General features: G+C 63.9%; 14 protein-coding genes. 3 read left to right on the top strand and 11 right to left on the bottom strand.

Annotated features, from left to right (window positions below; all coding sequences use genetic code 11):
- Positions 1 to 99 precede the first annotated feature (99 nt).
- Entirely contained in the window at positions 100 to 1152 is a 1053-nt protein-coding gene (gene mnmH / locus AB3N21_RS15545; RefSeq protein ID WP_367936063.1) for a tRNA 2-selenouridine(34) synthase MnmH, read from the top strand.
- Here the strand turns inward: mnmH and selD are convergent.
- The 7 genes from selD to AB3N21_RS15510 are packed head-to-tail and all read right to left on the bottom strand — an operon-like array spanning position 1143 to position 9238.
- Positions 1143 to 3302: a selenide, water dikinase SelD gene (gene selD / locus AB3N21_RS15540; protein ID WP_367936062.1), complete on the bottom strand. Its 2160-nt coding sequence runs from the start codon at positions 3300 to 3302 to the stop codon at positions 1143 to 1145. The genes mnmH and selD overlap by 10 nt on opposite strands.
- A gap of 6 nt (positions 3303 to 3308) precedes the next feature.
- The gene (locus AB3N21_RS15535; protein ID WP_367936061.1) at positions 3309 to 3695 is read right to left on the bottom strand and encodes a Na+/H+ antiporter subunit G; all 387 of its coding nucleotides are present in this window, start codon (positions 3693 to 3695) and stop codon (positions 3309 to 3311) included.
- A 7-nt stretch (positions 3696 to 3702) separates the two neighbouring features.
- Positions 3703 to 3972, bottom strand: a complete 270-nt coding sequence (locus AB3N21_RS15530) for a K+/H+ antiporter subunit F (protein ID WP_171174697.1) — start codon at positions 3970 to 3972, stop codon at positions 3703 to 3705.
- Positions 3969 to 4466, bottom strand: a complete 498-nt coding sequence (locus tag AB3N21_RS15525; protein WP_171174695.1) for a Na+/H+ antiporter subunit E — start codon at positions 4464 to 4466, stop codon at positions 3969 to 3971. Before AB3N21_RS15525 ends, AB3N21_RS15530 begins: the two co-directional genes overlap by 4 nt.
- Entirely contained in the window at positions 4463 to 6013 is a 1551-nt protein-coding gene (locus AB3N21_RS15520) for a monovalent cation/H+ antiporter subunit D (RefSeq protein WP_367936060.1), read from the bottom strand. Before AB3N21_RS15520 ends, AB3N21_RS15525 begins: the two co-directional genes overlap by 4 nt.
- Positions 6010 to 6360: a Na+/H+ antiporter subunit C gene (locus AB3N21_RS15515; RefSeq protein ID WP_367936059.1), complete on the bottom strand. Its 351-nt coding sequence runs from the start codon at positions 6358 to 6360 to the stop codon at positions 6010 to 6012. Before AB3N21_RS15515 ends, AB3N21_RS15520 begins: the two co-directional genes overlap by 4 nt.
- Before the next feature lies 1 nt (position 6361).
- Entirely contained in the window at positions 6362 to 9238 is a 2877-nt protein-coding gene (locus AB3N21_RS15510) for a monovalent cation/H+ antiporter subunit A (RefSeq protein ID WP_367936058.1), read from the bottom strand.
- A gap of 235 nt (positions 9239 to 9473) precedes the next feature.
- On the opposite strand from AB3N21_RS15510, the gene AB3N21_RS15505 reads away from it, so the two are divergent.
- Entirely contained in the window at positions 9474 to 9956 is a 483-nt protein-coding gene (locus AB3N21_RS15505) for a rhodanese-like domain-containing protein (protein ID WP_367936057.1), read from the top strand.
- Complete coding sequence (locus AB3N21_RS15500) at positions 9953 to 10774, top strand: PHB depolymerase family esterase (RefSeq protein WP_367936056.1); 822 nt, start codon at positions 9953 to 9955, stop codon at positions 10772 to 10774. Before AB3N21_RS15505 ends, AB3N21_RS15500 begins: the two co-directional genes overlap by 4 nt.
- On the opposite strand, the gene mdoH is transcribed toward AB3N21_RS15500, so the two are convergent.
- The 4 genes from mdoH to AB3N21_RS15480 form a co-directional block, all read right to left on the bottom strand.
- Complete coding sequence (gene mdoH / locus AB3N21_RS15495) at positions 10775 to 12646, bottom strand: glucans biosynthesis glucosyltransferase MdoH (RefSeq protein ID WP_367936055.1); 1872 nt, start codon at positions 12644 to 12646, stop codon at positions 10775 to 10777. It lies immediately after the preceding gene.
- Positions 12643 to 14145, bottom strand: coding sequence for a glucan biosynthesis protein (locus tag AB3N21_RS15490; protein ID WP_367936054.1), 1503 nt, complete (start codon positions 14143 to 14145; stop codon positions 12643 to 12645). Before AB3N21_RS15490 ends, mdoH begins: the two co-directional genes overlap by 4 nt.
- Entirely contained in the window at positions 14142 to 15314 is a 1173-nt protein-coding gene (locus AB3N21_RS15485; protein WP_367936053.1) for an OpgC family protein, read from the bottom strand. Before AB3N21_RS15485 ends, AB3N21_RS15490 begins: the two co-directional genes overlap by 4 nt.
- Positions 15315 to 15385: 71 nt before the next feature.
- Complete coding sequence (locus AB3N21_RS15480) at positions 15386 to 16756, bottom strand: tetratricopeptide repeat protein (RefSeq protein ID WP_367936052.1); 1371 nt, start codon at positions 16754 to 16756, stop codon at positions 15386 to 15388.
- Positions 16757 to 16765 lie beyond the last annotated feature (9 nt).

Here is a 16765-nt window from a genome sequence, read left to right as displayed (position 1 = left end):
ACTCGTCGGTCCTTAACCTGTGTCATAGAATTGCTAAGAACGATAGGGATCGGATTCGCCTATCTTTCCCCCCTGACACGAGCGCGTTAGACCGGCACTATGCCACTGAAATTTTCGTCCCTCTCTGAACTCTATTCTCACGGCTTCGACACCGTCATCGACGTGCGCAGCCCGGCGGAATACGCCGAGGATCATCTGCCCGGCGCCATTAGCCTGCCGGTTCTCGGCAACGAGGAACGCGCCCGGGTCGGCACCATCTATGTGCGGCAGAGCCCGTTTCTGGCCCGCAAGCTGGGTGCGGCGCTGGTGTTCCGCAATGCGGCCAACCATGTGGAGCATCGTCTGAGCCATCACGAGGGCGGTTGGCGGCCTCTGGTCTATTGCTGGCGGGGCGGGCAGCGGTCGGGCTCGTTCACTTGGCTGCTGCAGCAGATCGGTTGGCGCGCCGAAGTGATCGAGGGTGGCTATCGCACCTACCGGCGGCTGGTGAACCGCTATCTATACGACGATCCGCTGCCGCACCGCCTGGTGGCGCTGGATGGCTATACCGGCACGGCCAAGACCAAACTTCTGGAAAGGCTGAGCGCGCGTGGCGTGCAGGTGGTGGATCTGGAGGGGCTGGCCAACCATCGCGGCTCGCTGCTGGGCGAGAGGCCGGGCGGGCAACCCAGCCAGAAAGCCTTCGAATCGCGGTTGGCCGGGGTGCTCTGCGGGCTAAATCCGGCGCGGCCCGTGGCGGTCGAGGCGGAATCGTCCAAGATCGGAGACCGCATCCTGCCGCCCAGCCTGTGGAGCGCCCTGCGCGCCGCGCCGCGGATTGAGGTGTCGGCCTCGCTTGAGGCGCGCACCGCCTATCTGGTTGAGGCCTATGACGATATCCTTTCCGACGCCGACCGATTGCGCGCCCGGCTCGACCCGCTGCGCCATCATCGCGGGCATGAGGTGGTCGACGGCTGGTTCGAACGGATCGAGGCGGGCGACAAGCCCGGGCTGACGCGGATGCTGATGGAGCAGCATTACGACCCTGCCTACCTGAAATCGCGCAAGGCGCACGGCGCCGAGGTGATCGCGCAGGTCGAGATGCAGACGCTGGATGCCGCCGGGCTCGATACGGCGGCGGCGGGGATCGAAGAGATCGTCGCTCAGCTTTGAAGCGTCAGGCCGGGTGTGCCGGTCAGGTGGCCGATGATCACGGCGGGATAGCCCGCGTCCTGCAACTCGGCCAGCAGGCGTTCGGCATCGGACGCGGACACTGCGGCCAGCAAGCCGCCTGCCGTTTGCGGATCGTAGAGAAGATCGGCCTTGCCACCTGTCGGCAACTCCGGCGCCAGCGACCGGTTGTTGGCATAGATGGTCGAGCGGATGCCCTGTTCCGACAGGTCCAGCGCGCCCTCCATCACGGGCACCGCGTCCAGATCCAGCACCGCTCCGCAGCCCGAGGCCTCGGCCAGCCCCTGCAAATGCCCGGCCAGTCCGAATCCGGTCACATCCGTCATTGCATGGGCGCGGTGCAGTATCAGCGCGGCCTGACCCTGCGGCTGGGTCATAAGATCATAAGCGGCGGCAACGCAGGCGCCCTGTGCCTTGCCCGCCATTTCGGCCGCCATCAGCACGCCGCTGCCCAATGGTTTCGTCAGGATCAGCGTATGCCCCGGCTGTCCACCCGCCAGCGTGATCGGGTCAGCGTCACACAGACCTGTCACGGTAAACCCGATCGTCATCTCGTCACCCATCGAGCTGTGTCCGCCGACGATCTCGGCACCGGCGCCACGCATGATTTCGTTTGCGGTCGCCATGATCTCGGCCATCGTGCGTTGCTGCAACTCGGGCGACAGGCGCGGCAGGATGAGCGTGGCGGTGGCGGCCTGCGGGCAGGCGCCCATCGCCCAAATATCGCCTAGGGCGTGCACGGCGGCGATCCGGGTCATCAGCACCGGATCATCCGTCACGCTGCGCAGATGGTCCGAGGTGATCACCTGACGCGCGCCGCCGGTGCTGAGCAGCGCTGCATCATCACCGGGCAGGGGCGTGATGTCCTCGCGTGGCGCATCCGGCAGCGCCGCCAGCGCTGTGCGCAACGCCCCGCGCCCGACCTTGGCGCCGCAGCCGCCGCACATGGGTTTGTCGCCCAGAGCCTCGACCAGCCCAGCGGCATGGACGCGGTGCAGCGGAGCCGGTTTCATCTGCGGCAGGTCGCGAAACCTGTTCATGAATTTCTGGTCGATATGATCCTTCCACCGCCACATCAGCCCGCCGCTCAGCGCGGTTCCAAACCGCTCGGCCAGCGCCGACTTGCCGCCCAGAGACACCAGCTTTAGGTAATCCTTCTGTGGCACATACCGGCGCATCTGGCCTGCGCCGAGCGCCGCCCTGAGATTGTCAAACAGCACCGGTGCCTCGCGCACCGCATAGACACCTGCCTTGGGGCGCGGATCATCGTTCAGATGCGCGCAATCCCCGGCGGCGAACACATGCGGGTCGCTCGACTGCAGATGCCCGTTCACCGCGATATAACCGTCCTGCAAGGCCAGCCCGGTCTTGGCAATCCAGCGATAGGGCCGGGCGCCGGCGGCGCCGGTCACGAACTCGGCCTCGATCCGGCGCCCGCCGGCCAGTTGCAGGTGATCAGGGGCGATATAGTCGATCTGTGCCCGTTCAATCAGATCGACCCCCAGCCCCGCCATCGCGCGCCGGATCGAAGCGGCGGCCTTGGGGCCGGTCGCGCTCAGTGCGGTGGCGCTGTCGATCAGCGTGACCTTTGCGGATCGCCCGCGCGCCTTCAAGGCATGGGCCATGGCCATAACCAACTCGGCCCCGGCAACCCCACCACCGATCACCGCGACCGAGGCGGGACCGTCACCGGCCAAGTATTCAGCCCAGTGCGCCGCAAAAGGCCCCAGAGGTTTGGCCGGCACCGCGTGGTCGGCAAAGCCCGGCAGCGCCGGCATGTCTGAAGTGATGCCCACATTAACCGAGGCCACGTCGAAACCCACCGGCGGACGGCCCGGCACATGCACCTCGCGCCGGTCGAGGTCGATCCCGTCGACCCCGCCAAGGATCACCCTCGCCCCGGCGAAACGCGCCAGCCGCACCAGGTCGATGTTAAGTTCCCACCGCTCATAGTGACCGGCGACAAAGCCCGGCAGCATCCCGGAATACGGCGCCGTCGGGCCGGGATTGATCACGGTGACACGTGCGCCCGGCAGAGGGTTCATGCCCCATTTTCGCAGCACCAGTGCATGGGTGTGTCCCCCGCCGATCAACACCAGATCACGGGTCAGGGGCAGGGGAGGTGTGTGCATGGGGCCTCAGGTTGCAGTATGGTCCGGTACGTCTTCGTCCTGCTCGACCGCATGGGTGGCCCACAGCTCATCCTCGCCGGCGTCCGGTAGATTTTCGGGCGTTTCATGGCGGTGAATGTGCCATTTGGCAATGAACAGCGCCGTGATCGGAGCGGTGAGGAACAGAAATAGGGTGATCAGCAACTCATGCAGCGACACGTGCTGTTCAAGCAGGATCGAGTGGAAGATCGACGCCAGCAGCACCCCGCCCACGCCCAGCGTCGTCGCCTTGGTCGGTGCGTGCAGGCGCGACATCGGGTCCTTGAGCTTGATCATCCCGAAGGACCCGACAAAGCCGAAGATGCCGGAAACGATCAGGAAGAAGGCGATCAGGAGTTCGAACAGATACTGCATGGCTGCCTCACTCGATAATGTTGCCGCGCAGCATGAAGCGCGCATAGGCGACGGTTGAGACAAAGCCCAGCATGGCAATGATCATCGCGGATTCGAAAAAGATCTCGGTGCCAAGGTTCAGCCCGTAGAGGATCAGGAGTGCGATTGTGTTGATCACCATCGTATCCAGCGCCAGGACGCGGGTTCCCACGCCCTCGGCGGTGATGATCCGCCACAGACACATCATGATCGCCGCGCCGAAACAGGCGAAGGTGAAATAGAGCGCATAGGTGATCATTCGAAAATCTCCTTCAGGCGGCGTTCGTAGCGGGATTTGATCTGGTCGCGCACGGCGTCCGGATCGGGTGCGTCAAGGCAGTGAACCAGCAGGTTGTGGCCTTGGGCCGACAGATCACAGCTGACCGTGCCCGGGGTCATGGTGATGGTTCCGGCCAGAACCGTGATCGCCTCGGGCGTGCGCAGTTCAAGCGGTACGCAGATCCAGTTCGGCTCGCGATCCTCGTCCCGCTTGAACAGGATGATCCGCGCAACCGTGATGTTCGCCATGATGATGTCCCAGAGCACGACGAGAATGTACTCGACCACCATTGGCCAGTTGTGCAGCTTGGGCCGGTCCGGCCAGTAGGGTTGGGTGATGAACGGGATCACGATGCCAAGCAGCAGGCCGAACAACAGCGAATTGAGCGAGGGTTCATTTGCCAGAAGCTGCCAGACCAGCGTGAGCAGTACGGTCAGGTGCGGGTGGGGGAAGATGCGACGCAGAAGTTTCATTCCTTCTCCCCTTTCAGAACGGCCGTGATGTAATCCTGCGGCGCGAAGAGCTGCGCGGCAATCCCACCGGTATATTTCGTGGCTGGCCCGGCAAAGATCGTCAGCGCGGCAAGCCCGGCCACCAGCACGAAGACCGAAGCGAATGCCAGCCCGGGATAGGGTTCGGGCGCGGCAGGAGCGGGTGCCTCCTCAGGTTCTTCATTCACGACCTCAGCTTGCACATAGGCGGGATCGTGACTTTTCCAGAAAATCAGTGAACCCGCCCGGGCAAGGCCCACGATGGTGACGAAGGAGCCTCCGAGGATCACAGCCCAGATCGTGGCATAGTGATCCACATGCCGTGCGGCGTCCATGACCAGCAGCTTGCCGACGAAACCCGAAAGCGGCGGCATTCCCGCCATCGCGATGGCACTGACAAAGAAGATCGAGGCAATCAGACCCGTTTGCGCCATCGGGCTTTGCGGTATGATCGCGCCGCCGCGCCGCTCCATCACCATGTCCGCGATCAGGAACAGCAGGGCGGCGGCAAAGGTCGAATGCGCGGTGTAATAGAGCGCGGCCGCCGTCGCCTCGGGCGTGAACAGCGACACGGCGATCAGCAGTGTGCCCATCGAAGCGATGGCCCCGAACGCCGCCAGCCGCCCGATCTGCCGCGCGCCCAGAATGCCGATGGCACCCACGGCCAGCGTCAGCATCGCCGCAGGCAGCAGCCAGTCGCCCACCAGCCCCTCGGTCGTGGCAACATCGGGTCCGAAGATCAGCGTATAGACCCGCAGGATCGAATAGGCCCCCACCTTGGTCATGATGGCAAACAGTGCAGCGACCGGCAAAGGTGCGTTGGCATAGCTCGCAGGCAGCCAGAAATGCAGCGGCAAAACGGCGGCCTTGATGGCAAAGACCAGCAGCAGCAGCACCGCGCCCACACGCAGCAGGGCTGTGTCCTCGGGCGGGATCTCGGCCACGCGCACCGCCAGATCGGCCATGTTCAGCGTACCGGTCACCGCGTAAAGCGTGCCGAGCGCGAACAGGAACAGGGTCGAGCCCAGCAGATTGAAGGTCACGTATTGCACACCCGCCTTCAGCCGCACCGCACCGCCGCCATGGGTCATCAGCCCGTATGAGGCAATCAGCAGCACCTCGAAAAAGACGAACAGATTGAAGGCGTCGCCGGTCAGAAAGGCGCCCGTAACTCCCATCAACTGGAACTGAAACAGCGCATGGAAATGCTGCCCCCTTGTGTCCCAGCCCGATCCAATGGCGTAGAGAACCACCGGCAGGGCCAGCATCGCTGTCAACCCCACCATCAGCGCCGACAGTCGGTCGAGCACCAGCACAATGCCGAAAGGCGCAGGCCAGTTGCCCAGCTCATAGGTTTGAATCTCACCGGTCGAGGCCTGCGCCAGCAGGGTGGCGGCAATCGCCAGCAGGCCAACGCTGCCCGCCACCGAAAAGACCCGCTGCAGGTCCAGATGGTGACGCAGCACCATGATGATGAAGGGCGCAAGGATCGCGGGCAGGACAATCGGCGCAATGATCCAGTGGTTCATTCGTCTTCTCCTGCCTCTTCTGCCAGCGGCAGGTCGATATGATCGGTCTTCGAGGACAGATACGCGCTGAGCGCGATCATCACGATCACCGCCGTCATTCCGAACGAGATCACGATGGCGGTCAGCACCAGCGCTTGCGGCAGCGGGTCGGTATAAGCGACCTCCTTGTAGTTGTTCAGCACCGGCGGGGCGTTCAGCGCCAGCCGCCCGGTGGCAAACAGAAAGGCGTTCACCGCATAGGTCAGCAGCGACAGGCCAAGGATGACCGGAAAGGTCCGGCGGCGCAGGATCAGAAAAATGCCTGCAGCGGTCAACACGCCCACGGCGGATGCAAACAGCGCTTCCATATCAGGCCTCCTCCCTTTCTTGCTCGTCTTCCGGTTCAGGAGGGTCGTCCCGCTGCGGATTAATATCCATTGCGTGTTCCTGCACCATTCCCGGCTGCCAGGCAAAGCGCGACAGGCTGTCGAGGGCCAGCATCACCGCCCCCAGCACCGCCAGGAATACCCCTGTGTCGAACAGGATCGCGGTGGCCCATTCAAACTCTTCCAGCGGAGGCCAGTGAATGTAGCCGAAATCGCTGGTCAGGAAGGGGCGTTCGTTGAACCACGCGCCCACGCCGGTGGCCGCCGCGATCAGGACGCCCCAGCCAATGCTGCCGTGATAGTAGAAACGCTGCCGCTCGATGGCCCAGGTGTAGCCGCTCGCCATGTATTGCATCAGATAAGCGATGGCGACGACCAGACCCGCGATGAACCCGCCGCCCGGCTGGTTGTGACCGCGGAAAAAGATATAGGCGCCGACCATCAGCGCGATGGGCATCATCACGCGGGTCGCAACAACCATCATCAGCGGATGCGCGTCACCCGATTGCGGCCAGTGCGGCTTGCGGTTCAGCAGATAGGCGCGCACTTTGGTGCCCAGAACGCTCTCGGTCAGGGCAAAGATCACCAGCGCGGCGATGCCCAGCACGATGATCTCGCCAAAGGTATCAAAGCCGCGGAAATCCACCAGGATCACGTTCACCACATTGGTGCCGCCGCCGCCTTTGTAGGAATTGGCCAGATGGAAATCCGAGATCGTCGGCAGGGCAAAGTCGCGCAGCATCAGCGCATAGATCAGGCCGCCGGCGCCCAACCCGGCAAAGACCGAGATCACCGCATCGCGGACCTTGCGCGCATTGGTGCTGTCCACCGGCGTCACCGTTGGCATGAAGTTCAGCGACAGCAGCAGCAGGATCATCGTCACCACCTCGACCGAGATCTGGGTCAGCGCCAGGTCCGGGGCCGAGAGATAGTTGAACGCCATCGACACGATCAGACCCACGACTCCGATCAGCACCAGCGACAGCAGGCGGTTGCGGTGGAAATACATGATCGCAACCGTCGCGCCGACCAGGCAAATCCAGCCGATGATCGGAATGATCGTGGCGGGCAGTGGCACGCGCGTCGGAACGCCAATGGTGCCCGTGGAATATGCGTAGTAGCCCAGTCCCACCGTGAAGGCGACCATGATCGCGGCATAGCGGCTGATGACGCCATTGTGCAGCGTGTCCGAGAGTGTCCGACTGGCCCATGTCGCAGCGCCGATAACAGCGTCAAAGATCACCTTGGCCTCGGGCCGTGGTGCGGCGTTCCACAGGCGTTCAGCATGGCGGTGCAGCGCAAGCAGGATCAGGCCGCCGATGGTGGCGGCAATGGACATGTAGAGCGCGGGGGTGAAGCCATGCCAAAGCTTGAGCGAGTAGTACGGCAGCTTGTCCCCGCCGATCACAGCGGTCGAGGCGATTGCCACCAGCGGCCCCGCAATGGCCTTGGAAAAGAAGCCAATGGCAACCACCAGCACCACCAGAAATGCGGGCGCCAGCCACATGCCCACGCCCGGATCATGCGGGTGCGCCGGATAGTCGTCGCGCTTGGGACCAAGGAAAACATGCGCGATGTAGCGGAACGAATAAGCGGCTGAGAACAGTGCCCCGATCAGCGCCAGCCCCGGCACCAGCAGGTGTGAGCCGTTCCAGACGGTGTGCACGGTCTCCTCCAGCATCATCTCCTTGCTGAGGAAGCCGTTGAGCGGTGGTAGGCCGGCCATGGACAGGGCGGCGATCAGGGCGATGGTGAAGGTCACCGGCATCAGGTGGCGCAGCCCGCCCAGACGTTTGATGTCGCGGGTATGCGCCTCGTGATCGACGATACCGGCGGTCATGAAGAGCGCCGCCTTGAACGTGGCGTGGTTGATGATGTGGAACACGGCGGCCACGGCGGCGATCTTGGTGCCAAAGCCCAAGAGCATGGTGATCAGGCCCAGATGGCTGACCGTCGAGAATGCCAGCAGCGCCTTGAGGTCATCCTTGAACAGCGCAATCGCGGCGCCGATTACCATGGTGACCAGGCCGGTTGTGGCGACGATATAGAACCATTCCGGCGTGCCCGCCAGAACCGGCCACATCCGTGCCATCAGGAACAGACCTGCCTTTACCATAGTGGCCGAGTGCAGATAGGCCGAAACCGGTGTCGGCGCCGCCATCGCGTGCGGCAGCCAGAAATGGAACGGGAACTGCGCCGATTTGGTGAAACAGCCCAACAGGATCAGGATCAGTGCAGGCAGGTAGAACGGCGAGGCCTGGATCAGTTCCTTGTTCTGCAGGATCACGCTCAGGTCGTAAGACCCGACGATATTGCCCAAAATCAGCATGCCCCCGATCATCGCCAGCCCGCCCGAGCCGGTGACCGCCAGCGCCATGCGCGCGCCCTGCCGCCCTGCGGGCAGATGCTTCCAATAACCGATCAGCAGAAAGGAACTGAGCGAGGTCAGCTCCCAGAAAATCAGCAAAAGCAGGATGTTGTCGCTGAGCACGATCCCCACCATCGCGCCCTGAAACAGCAGCAGATAGGTGTAGAACTGCCCCATCGGGTCCTCGCGCGAGAGGTAAAATCGCGCATAGAGGATAATCAGCAACCCGATCCCGAGGATCAGCGAGGCAAAGAGCAGGCCCAGCCCGTCCAGCATGAAATTGGTGTTCAGCCCAAGCAGCGGGATCCAGTCGAACCGGGCAGTGACCAGTTCTCCGCGCATCACGGCGGGCGCGTTTATCAGCAACCCCACCAGCGCCAGAAAGCTTGTCAGCCCGGCAGCCGAGGCAGCCGCGTTGCGCCCTGCGCGGATCAGAAGGGCGGGAAAAACAGCTCCGAGAAAGGGAAGGGCCGCGATGAGAAATAGGGACACCAGCAGGACTCCGGGTTTGACGGGCAAATGATGTAATCTCAGTAAAGATATTTTCCGGGCTGTCCAGCTATTGCAAGTTTGCATTGATTTCCTAGGGCATAAGACTGCGACGTTATGGCCGGGCGAACACGTCCCGCCGCTGACGCGAACTTGATCACCTTGGGCTTTCGACAGGGCGGCGCGTCGGTTCCGTTTGTGCTAAGCCGGTGTGGAACCACTTGGATGAGGTGCGCGAATGAGTGTCAGTCAGGCCATTTCCCGATCTCCCACGCGCCGCTGGGTTCTGCTGGGCGCGGCGGCGGTTGCCGGGACTTGGGCGGTGCGTGAATACCGCCTGACGCCTCCGGATTACGCGGGCGGCAAGCTGAGCGTCGCGGATGCGCATCGGAGTGCCATGGCCGGTGAGGTCGTGTTGGTCGACATTCGTACCCCGCGCGAATGGCGGGCCTCCGGCATCGGCGAGGGCGCGCATCCCATCGACATGCGGCGTGAGGATTTCGTTCAGGCGTTGACGGCGGTGGTGGGCCCCGACCGAAGCCAACCAATCGCGCTGATCTGCGCGCGTGGCGTGCGCTCGGCCCGGCTGAGCCTGCACCTGACCGAGGCGGGTTTCACCAATATCATCGACGTGCCCGAAGGCATGCTCGGCTCGCGCGCCGGGTCGGGCTGGGTGCGGGCCGGGCTGCCGGTACGCAACTACGAAGGAGACGCGGGATGATCCGGGCGCTGTGGCTGGCCGCAGGGCTGGGACTGGCGGGGCAGGCGGCGCAAGCGGGCTGCGCGGATGCGCCCGAGCCCTGTGAGATCGAAACCGGTATCTACCATATCGAACTGCCGCAGGCGGAAAACCCGCCGCTGGTGGTGTTCCTGCACGGCTATGGCAGCAGCGGCGCCAATGTCATGAAGAACCGGGGCATGGTCGATCGCCTGCTGGCACGCGGCTATGCGGTGATGGCACCTGCCGGGGCCGAGCGTGTCGGGCGGCGCGGGCGCAGTTGGAACTTCTATCCCGGATGGGAGGGCCGGGATGAAACCGCGTTCCTGACCGCTGTCGTCAGCGATGCCGCCGCGCGCTTTGGCGTCGATGATGACCGCGTGGTGCTGAGTGGCTTTTCTGCCGGCGGGTTTATGGTGAACTATTTGGCCTGCGACGCGCCGGACACGTTCTCGGCTTATGCGCCGGTTTCAGGCGGCTTCTGGCGCCCGCACCCCGTAAGCTGCGAGGGGCCGGTCCGGATGTTCCACACTCATGGCTGGACCGACAATGTGGTGCCCCTGGAAGGGCGTCAGCTAGGTGGCGGGCGCTTCATTCAGGGCGACATCTTTGCCGGGCTGGAGATCTGGCGCGCTGCCAATGAATGCCTCGACAACCGCCCCGATGGATTCTCGAAGACCGACCAGTTCATGCGCCGCAAATGGACCCGCTGTGCCGAGGGCAGTGCGCTGGAATTCGCGCTGTTTCCCGGTGGACATATGGTGCCCAAAGGCTGGGCCGACATGATGCTGGATTGGTATGAAGGGCTGCCGGGCGGCTGATCATTCCGCCGGGGTGAACTTGCCCTTACCTTCGAGTAATGCCCGCAACTCGCTGCGATAAGCGCGTGCCGAGCGGGTGATTGCGGGTTCGCTGAAATCCTCGCGCATCCCCAGCAGCCGCCGGGCCGAGCCCGCAGACACCCCGCTGAGCGCCGACAGCGGCACCGCCAGCGCCAGGCTGATCGCGATGGGCGCCAGCCAGATCGAGACCAGACCGGCGAGGATACCCACGCTCAGCACCAGCCCGCTGACCGTTTCCAGCGCGTGGCAGAGCATCAGCGTGCCCAGACCATACCGCCCGCCGTCGCGCGTCTGCGGCGACCAGCCCTTTTGCAGGCCCAGAGCGGTGCGGAACACGGCGATCATCTGCTGCACCATCAGGATCGGGGCGTAGAGGATCGACAGGACCACCTCGGACAGGAACGACAGCGCAAAGCGCCAGCCGCCGCCGAAATCCGCGTAACGCGCTCCGCTCAGCGGCAGGGCGGCGATGCCCAGCAGTTTCGGCGCCAGCAACATCGCGTACATCACCAGAATGATCAGCACGTGGCGGCCTTCGGTCATCTCCGGCCATTGCGGGAACAGCGGATTGTCGGGGCTGAAATAGTGCAGGACGGAGGCATCCTTGCCCTGACCGATCAGCGCCCACATCACCAGCAGCGCAAACCAGAGCGGCGACAGCAGATACCCGACCGCGCCATGGAACATGTGAAAGCGCGAGATCGGGCGGAATCCGCGCGAGCCCAGCAGTTTCAGGTGCTGCAGATTGCCCTGGCACCAGCGCCGGTCACGCAGCACGTGGTCGATCAGGGTGGGGGGTGTTTCCTCGTAGGAGCCGCGGATGCGTGGCAGAAACCGCACGCTCCACCCGGCGCGGCGCAGCAGGCCCGCCTCGACAAAATCGTGGCTCATGATCAGCCGTTCTTGCCCGTTCAGCGCGCGCAGCCGGGGCAGGCCGGCACAATTGGCAAAGGCGGCTGTACGGATGATGGCGTTGTGACCCCAGTAGTTGCCTTCCTGCCCGCACCAGCGCGCGAGGCCCTCGGCAAAGGATACGCCATAGACGCCGTTTGCGAATTGCTGCATCCGGGCAAAGACCGACTGGGCGCCGATCAGTTGCGGGTAGCTCTGGATCAGGCCCGCGCCGGGATCGCGCGACAGCGCGTCGGTCAGCCGGGCGATGGCGCGGCCTGTCATCAGACTGTCGGCATCCAGCACCAGCATCGCGTCCCAGGCGCCGCCCCAGCGGCTGACCCAGTCTGCGATATTGCCCACCTTACGGTCGGTGTTCTGTTCCCGGCGGCGGTAATACAGCTCCAGCCCCGGCGCCAGCGTGGTGCGCAGCGCCTCGACACTGGCCTGTTCCTGCGCCGCGATCGCGTCATCACGGGTATCGGACAGGATGAACATGGCATAGTGATGCTGCCCGCCCCGCGCGCGCAGTTCTTCCAGCATCGAGCGGGCATTGCCCAGCACGTACCACGGCACCTCGTTATAAACCGGCATCAGCAGCGCGACCCGCAGCGGTTGCGACCGCGTCTTGCGCTCGGGTCGGGCCTGACGGGATAGCGAGATCATGCCCAGCAGCACAGTGCTGACCGTGAAGGTGATCCAGAAGAAGTTGAACGAGATCAGAGTCAGCAGCACGCCTTCGATCACGCTGATCCCCTCATCCGAGAACCAGTCCTGCATGATCCAGACCAGCGCCAATGTGGCCGCCATCGCGGGCGAAAAGACCAGCACCCGCCACCATGCCACCATGCGCGGCGCCTCGCGCGCGGGCGCGTCCGCGTCCCGGAACCCGGCGCGGAAATCCTGCGCGGGCATCCGCAGCGGCGCCTCGGGCGGCATGATATGCAGCTCGTGGCTCATGCGGTCCACCGGTACAGCCAGACTTCGGAAGCGGGCTGTTTGCCCTTGCGCAGTTGCGCCCGCAGCTCCACGTGATCGCGCTCGCCCGGCTCAAAAGAAAAGGCCAGCCGCAACCCGCCGGTATCGGGGTTGCGTTGCAGCACACCTTTCGAGACCTCAACATGCGGAGACTGCACAAAGATATCCAGCGCGTCGGGGTCATCGAACATGTCGCTGGCCTCGAAATCCACCACCACCAGACGGCCCGAGCCAAAGGTCTTGTCGCCCATCGCGGTGTTGATCACCCGTGGCATGGCAGTACGCTGGGGTTCCTCGCCCCATGTCAGGCGATAGGACAGGTCCACCTGTTCACCCGCCGCATAGGCCTGCGCAGGCCGCCAATAAGCGACGATATTGTCATAGATTTCCTGATCCGCCGGGATCTCGACCAGCCGTACCGTGCCCTTGCCCCAATCGCCCTTGGGCTCGACCCAGAGACCCGGGCGCTTGTGATAAAGCGCTTCGAGATCGGCGAAATCGGAAAACTCGCGCGTCCGCTGCATCAGGCCGAACCCGCGTGGGTTCATGTCGACGAAGGACGACACCTGCAACGTCTTCGGGTTCGCCAGCGGCCTCCACAGTACCTCGCCCGCGCCGTTGCGGATCATCAGGCCGTCGCTGTCATGCACAGCGGGGCGGAAATCGTCGAACCGGGTGCGGTTGGTCTGATCGTAAAGGAACATCGAGGTCAGCGGCCCGATGCCCACATGGTCCAGTTCCTCACGGGGGAACAGCGTCGCTTCGACCTCCATCACGCAATCAGCGCCCGGCGTGATGTCGAACCGGTAGGCGCCGGTCACGCTGGGGCTGTCCATCAGGGCATGCACGATCATGTTGCGCTGGCCGGGGGCGGGGCGCTCCAGCCAGAAGCGGATGAAGTCGGGGAATTCTTCGCCATCCGGATCGCCGGTCTTCAGCGCCAGCCCGCGAGCGGAGAGGCCATAGACCTCGTGCAGACCAATGGCGCGGAAATAGCTCGCCCCCTGAAAGACGCAGAACTCATCCGTCAGGCCGGGCCGGTGCATCTCGGTACGCAGGCGCAGGCCGGAAAAGCCCAGCGTGTCGTCCACCGGCAGGGTCGGGACCTCGTCCGATTTTGTGAACATCGACAGATCGAAGCTCACAGGTGTGGCCATGCCGTTTTCGACGGAGAACACTTTAACCGCGCGCGGGAAGTACAGGCCCGGCGTAAAGAAATCCACGTTGTAGGGGGTTTCGGTCCCGTACCATAGCGCCTTGTCCAGCTTGAAGCGGATCGAGCGGTATTGCTCATAGCTCAGATCACGCCACTCCTGCGGGACGGTGTCGCGCGCGGCATAGGGACGGCTGGCGAGATCACGCGCCTCGGCAATCACCACCTCGTGATCGAACGGCGTGCCCGAGCCGGAGGCAAAGGCTGCGCCGGGGGTCAGCGCCAAGGCCGATGTCGAGGCCAGAAATGTGCGGCGGGTCAGTTTCATTTCTTGGACTTCCACGGATGTGCTTTGAACCAGGCGGCCAGATAGGCCACGCCGATGATCATGGCAAAGCCGATCAGGTTTGCCGCCAGAACACTGGCAGGATTCCGCCCGGCCTGATCCAGCCCGACGCCGATGAGCCGCGCCGCCGCCATCGAAAAGACGAAGACTGCCAGCGACTGTTGCCCGACCTTGGTGATGACCGCCAGCAACCACTGCCAGATCTGTGCACCGATCCCGTGGCCCGTGGCCACCAGCCGCGATCCCCGTTCACCTGCCACGACCCAGCCCAGATAGGCCAGCGCCAGGAAGTGCATATAGCGCAGCAGCCCGAACTCGGTCTTGGAGCGAAACTCTTTGGTCAGCGGCCAGATCTTGCGGATCTCTTCCGCCAGATCGGCGTTCCAGGCCTCAACCCATAGGAACACTTTCCACGAACCGAACGGCGCCGACAGCACCAGAAACAGGGCGCTGGCCCAGATCAGCACCTTGGACACCGGCGGGGCCGGCAGCCAGCCGCGCATGAAGGCGAAACCAGTGAAGAACAGCAATTGCCAGCCGAACGGGTTGAAGAACCACTGCCGGTCCGACCAGGGTTCGGCGGGCAGGGCCAGCGCACCGGTCTGTGCCACCACCCAGATCGCGACCGAGGTCAGTGCAACCGCCCAGAACCCGATCTGCGACAGCCCCATGAACAGAGGCATCATCGCCAGCACCACCAGATACATCGGTAGGATGTCGAAATAGTTGGGCACATAGGTCAGGGTGAACATCCCCACCAACTGCGGCATCGGATTGTTGAAGAAATGCTGTAGGTTCAGGGACGAGATATAGCTTTTCTCGAACAGACCCGAGAGGTCCAGCGCCGCCATCGACATGGCGACGAAGAAGAAAAGCCCGATATGGGCCCAGTAGACCTGCCAGATGCGGAAAGCGACGCGCGCCGTGCCCATCCACCAGCCCCGGCGCATGAAGGCACCGCCAAAGGCAATGGCCGAAGCCATGCCCGAACAGAACACGAAGATCTCGGTCGCGTCCGAGAACCCGAACCGGGCCGGAATCCACCGTGCCCAGGGATCGTTCGGAATATGGGCAATCAGGATGATGAACATCGCAATGCCGCGATAGAAATCCAGCCGCGGGTCGCGCGTGCGGGCAGGGGCCGCGGTCATGTTCGCGGCCGGGGCAAAATCAGTGGCGGGCGAAACAGTCGCCATGCGTTTTCTGTCCTTCTTGGTCTTTATTATTCGGCGGGTACGCTTTGCGCATCATCCTCGCCGCGCGCCGTCGCGATCAACTCACGACGCGCGATGGCGTAATTGTCCTCGCCACCCGCCCGCTTGGCACGGCGGTCGTCCAGAATGCGCTCGACGGCGTCCAGACGGCCTGCGCGCAGGCCTGAGTCGATGGTGATGCGCTCGAATACGTCGCGCTGGGCATGGCTGCCGCCCGCCAGCTGCATCGACCCGCGCGCGGCCAGCAGACGGTCAAAGGCCTGACCATAGAGTCCATCGCCAAAGGCTTCGAGCCCCTGCGCCGCCTCGACCCCGGGATCGGCCATGCGGCGGGTGGTGTCGTCATTGGCGCGCTCGGCATCGCGGTGGATGCGTTGCAACATCTTGGCGGTGGCGTCCTCGCGCTTGTCGCCGGTGAGCGCCAGCAGATAGTGCAGATCGGCAAAGATCAGGCAGCCATCCTCGGTGCGCGCGGCACTCAGGTCGGCCATCTCTTCCCAGCGGTTGCCGACATCGACGCCCTCAAGCTCAAGCCGCATCAGCAGTGAAGTACCGTTCGAAATGTCGCGATAGTCGTCCGTCTTGTCCTTGCGGACTTCGGCATCATAAAGCTCGAGCACCTGATCGATCTGACCGAGGTCCAGATGCATCAGCGCCTTGTGCCACCAGACATGGTAGCGGAAGTTGTTGCAATGGGCCCAGGCCGCTTCCCGGCCCGCCAGCCATTCCAGACCCTGGGCGGCATTGCCGGTCATGTCGTGAACATGCGCCACCGCATGCAGGCCCCAGGCATCGTCCGAGACCATCCACAGCGCCTGACGGCCCGCGATCTCGGCCTTTTCATAGGCGCCGGTTTCCTCAAGCGCGAAGGCGTGACAGCCCAGCAGATAGCCGCGTCCAGCATGATCGGGGGCATAAGCCGGCATCACCCGCTCGATCGAGCGGCGCATGCCGTCGGGATCGCCCAGCACGAACCGGGTGGCGTGGCTGAGTTTCATCGCCAGCGTGTCCTCGGGGTACTCGCGCAGCACGGCCTCGAATTTCTGTATCGAGTGTGAGGGGTTGCCAGCCAGCCAGAGGCGCAGCGCGTCCACATAATGACGCTCACGGGGAGATATCGGATGCGCCTTCATCGCGGCTTCCGCAGTCGCCAGCGCCTCGGCCGCGACCGGCAAAAGCTCCCGGCGGCCCAGCAACACGGTGAACAGCCCCTTGACCGCGTGACCCAGCGCGAACCCGGGCTCAAGCTCCAGAACCTTGGCCAGATGCTGGGGGGTGATCACAGCATGGGCCATGAACCCCAGCAGAACGCCGTCCCACGCCTCGGCACTGTCCGCGCGGGTCAAGCTGTTCATCTGTCCGAAAATGTCTTGTTTCATGCCAGGGTC

This window comes from Ruegeria sp., from assembly GCF_040830605.1.
In the GTDB taxonomy this organism is placed as follows: Bacteria; Pseudomonadota; Alphaproteobacteria; order Rhodobacterales; family Rhodobacteraceae; genus Ruegeria.
This window is presented reverse-complemented; position numbering and strand designations above follow the sequence as displayed.

Coding starts and splice junctions, on each gene's coding strand:
- mnmH (WP_367936063.1), top strand. CDS start 100: ATGCCACTGAAATTTTCGTCCCTCTCTGAACTCTATTCTCACGGCTTC.
- selD (WP_367936062.1), bottom strand. CDS start 3,302: ATGCACACACCTCCCCTGCCCCTGACCCGTGATCTGGTGTTGATCGGC.
- AB3N21_RS15535 (WP_367936061.1), bottom strand. CDS start 3,695: ATGCAGTATCTGTTCGAACTCCTGATCGCCTTCTTCCTGATCGTTTCC.
- AB3N21_RS15530 (WP_171174697.1), bottom strand. CDS start 3,972: ATGATCACCTATGCGCTCTATTTCACCTTCGCCTGTTTCGGCGCGGCG.
- AB3N21_RS15525 (WP_171174695.1), bottom strand. CDS start 4,466: ATGAAACTTCTGCGTCGCATCTTCCCCCACCCGCACCTGACCGTACTG.
- AB3N21_RS15520 (WP_367936060.1), bottom strand. CDS start 6,013: ATGAACCACTGGATCATTGCGCCGATTGTCCTGCCCGCGATCCTTGCG.
- AB3N21_RS15515 (WP_367936059.1), bottom strand. CDS start 6,360: ATGGAAGCGCTGTTTGCATCCGCCGTGGGCGTGTTGACCGCTGCAGGC.
- AB3N21_RS15505 (WP_367936057.1), top strand. CDS start 9,474: ATGAGTGTCAGTCAGGCCATTTCCCGATCTCCCACGCGCCGCTGGGTT.
- AB3N21_RS15500 (WP_367936056.1), top strand. CDS start 9,953: ATGATCCGGGCGCTGTGGCTGGCCGCAGGGCTGGGACTGGCGGGGCAG.
- mdoH (WP_367936055.1), bottom strand. CDS start 12,646: ATGAGCCACGAGCTGCATATCATGCCGCCCGAGGCGCCGCTGCGGATG.
- AB3N21_RS15490 (WP_367936054.1), bottom strand. CDS start 14,145: ATGAAACTGACCCGCCGCACATTTCTGGCCTCGACATCGGCCTTGGCG.
- AB3N21_RS15485 (WP_367936053.1), bottom strand. CDS start 15,314: ATGACCGCGGCCCCTGCCCGCACGCGCGACCCGCGGCTGGATTTCTAT.
- AB3N21_RS15480 (WP_367936052.1), bottom strand. CDS start 16,756: ATGAAACAAGACATTTTCGGACAGATGAACAGCTTGACCCGCGCGGAC.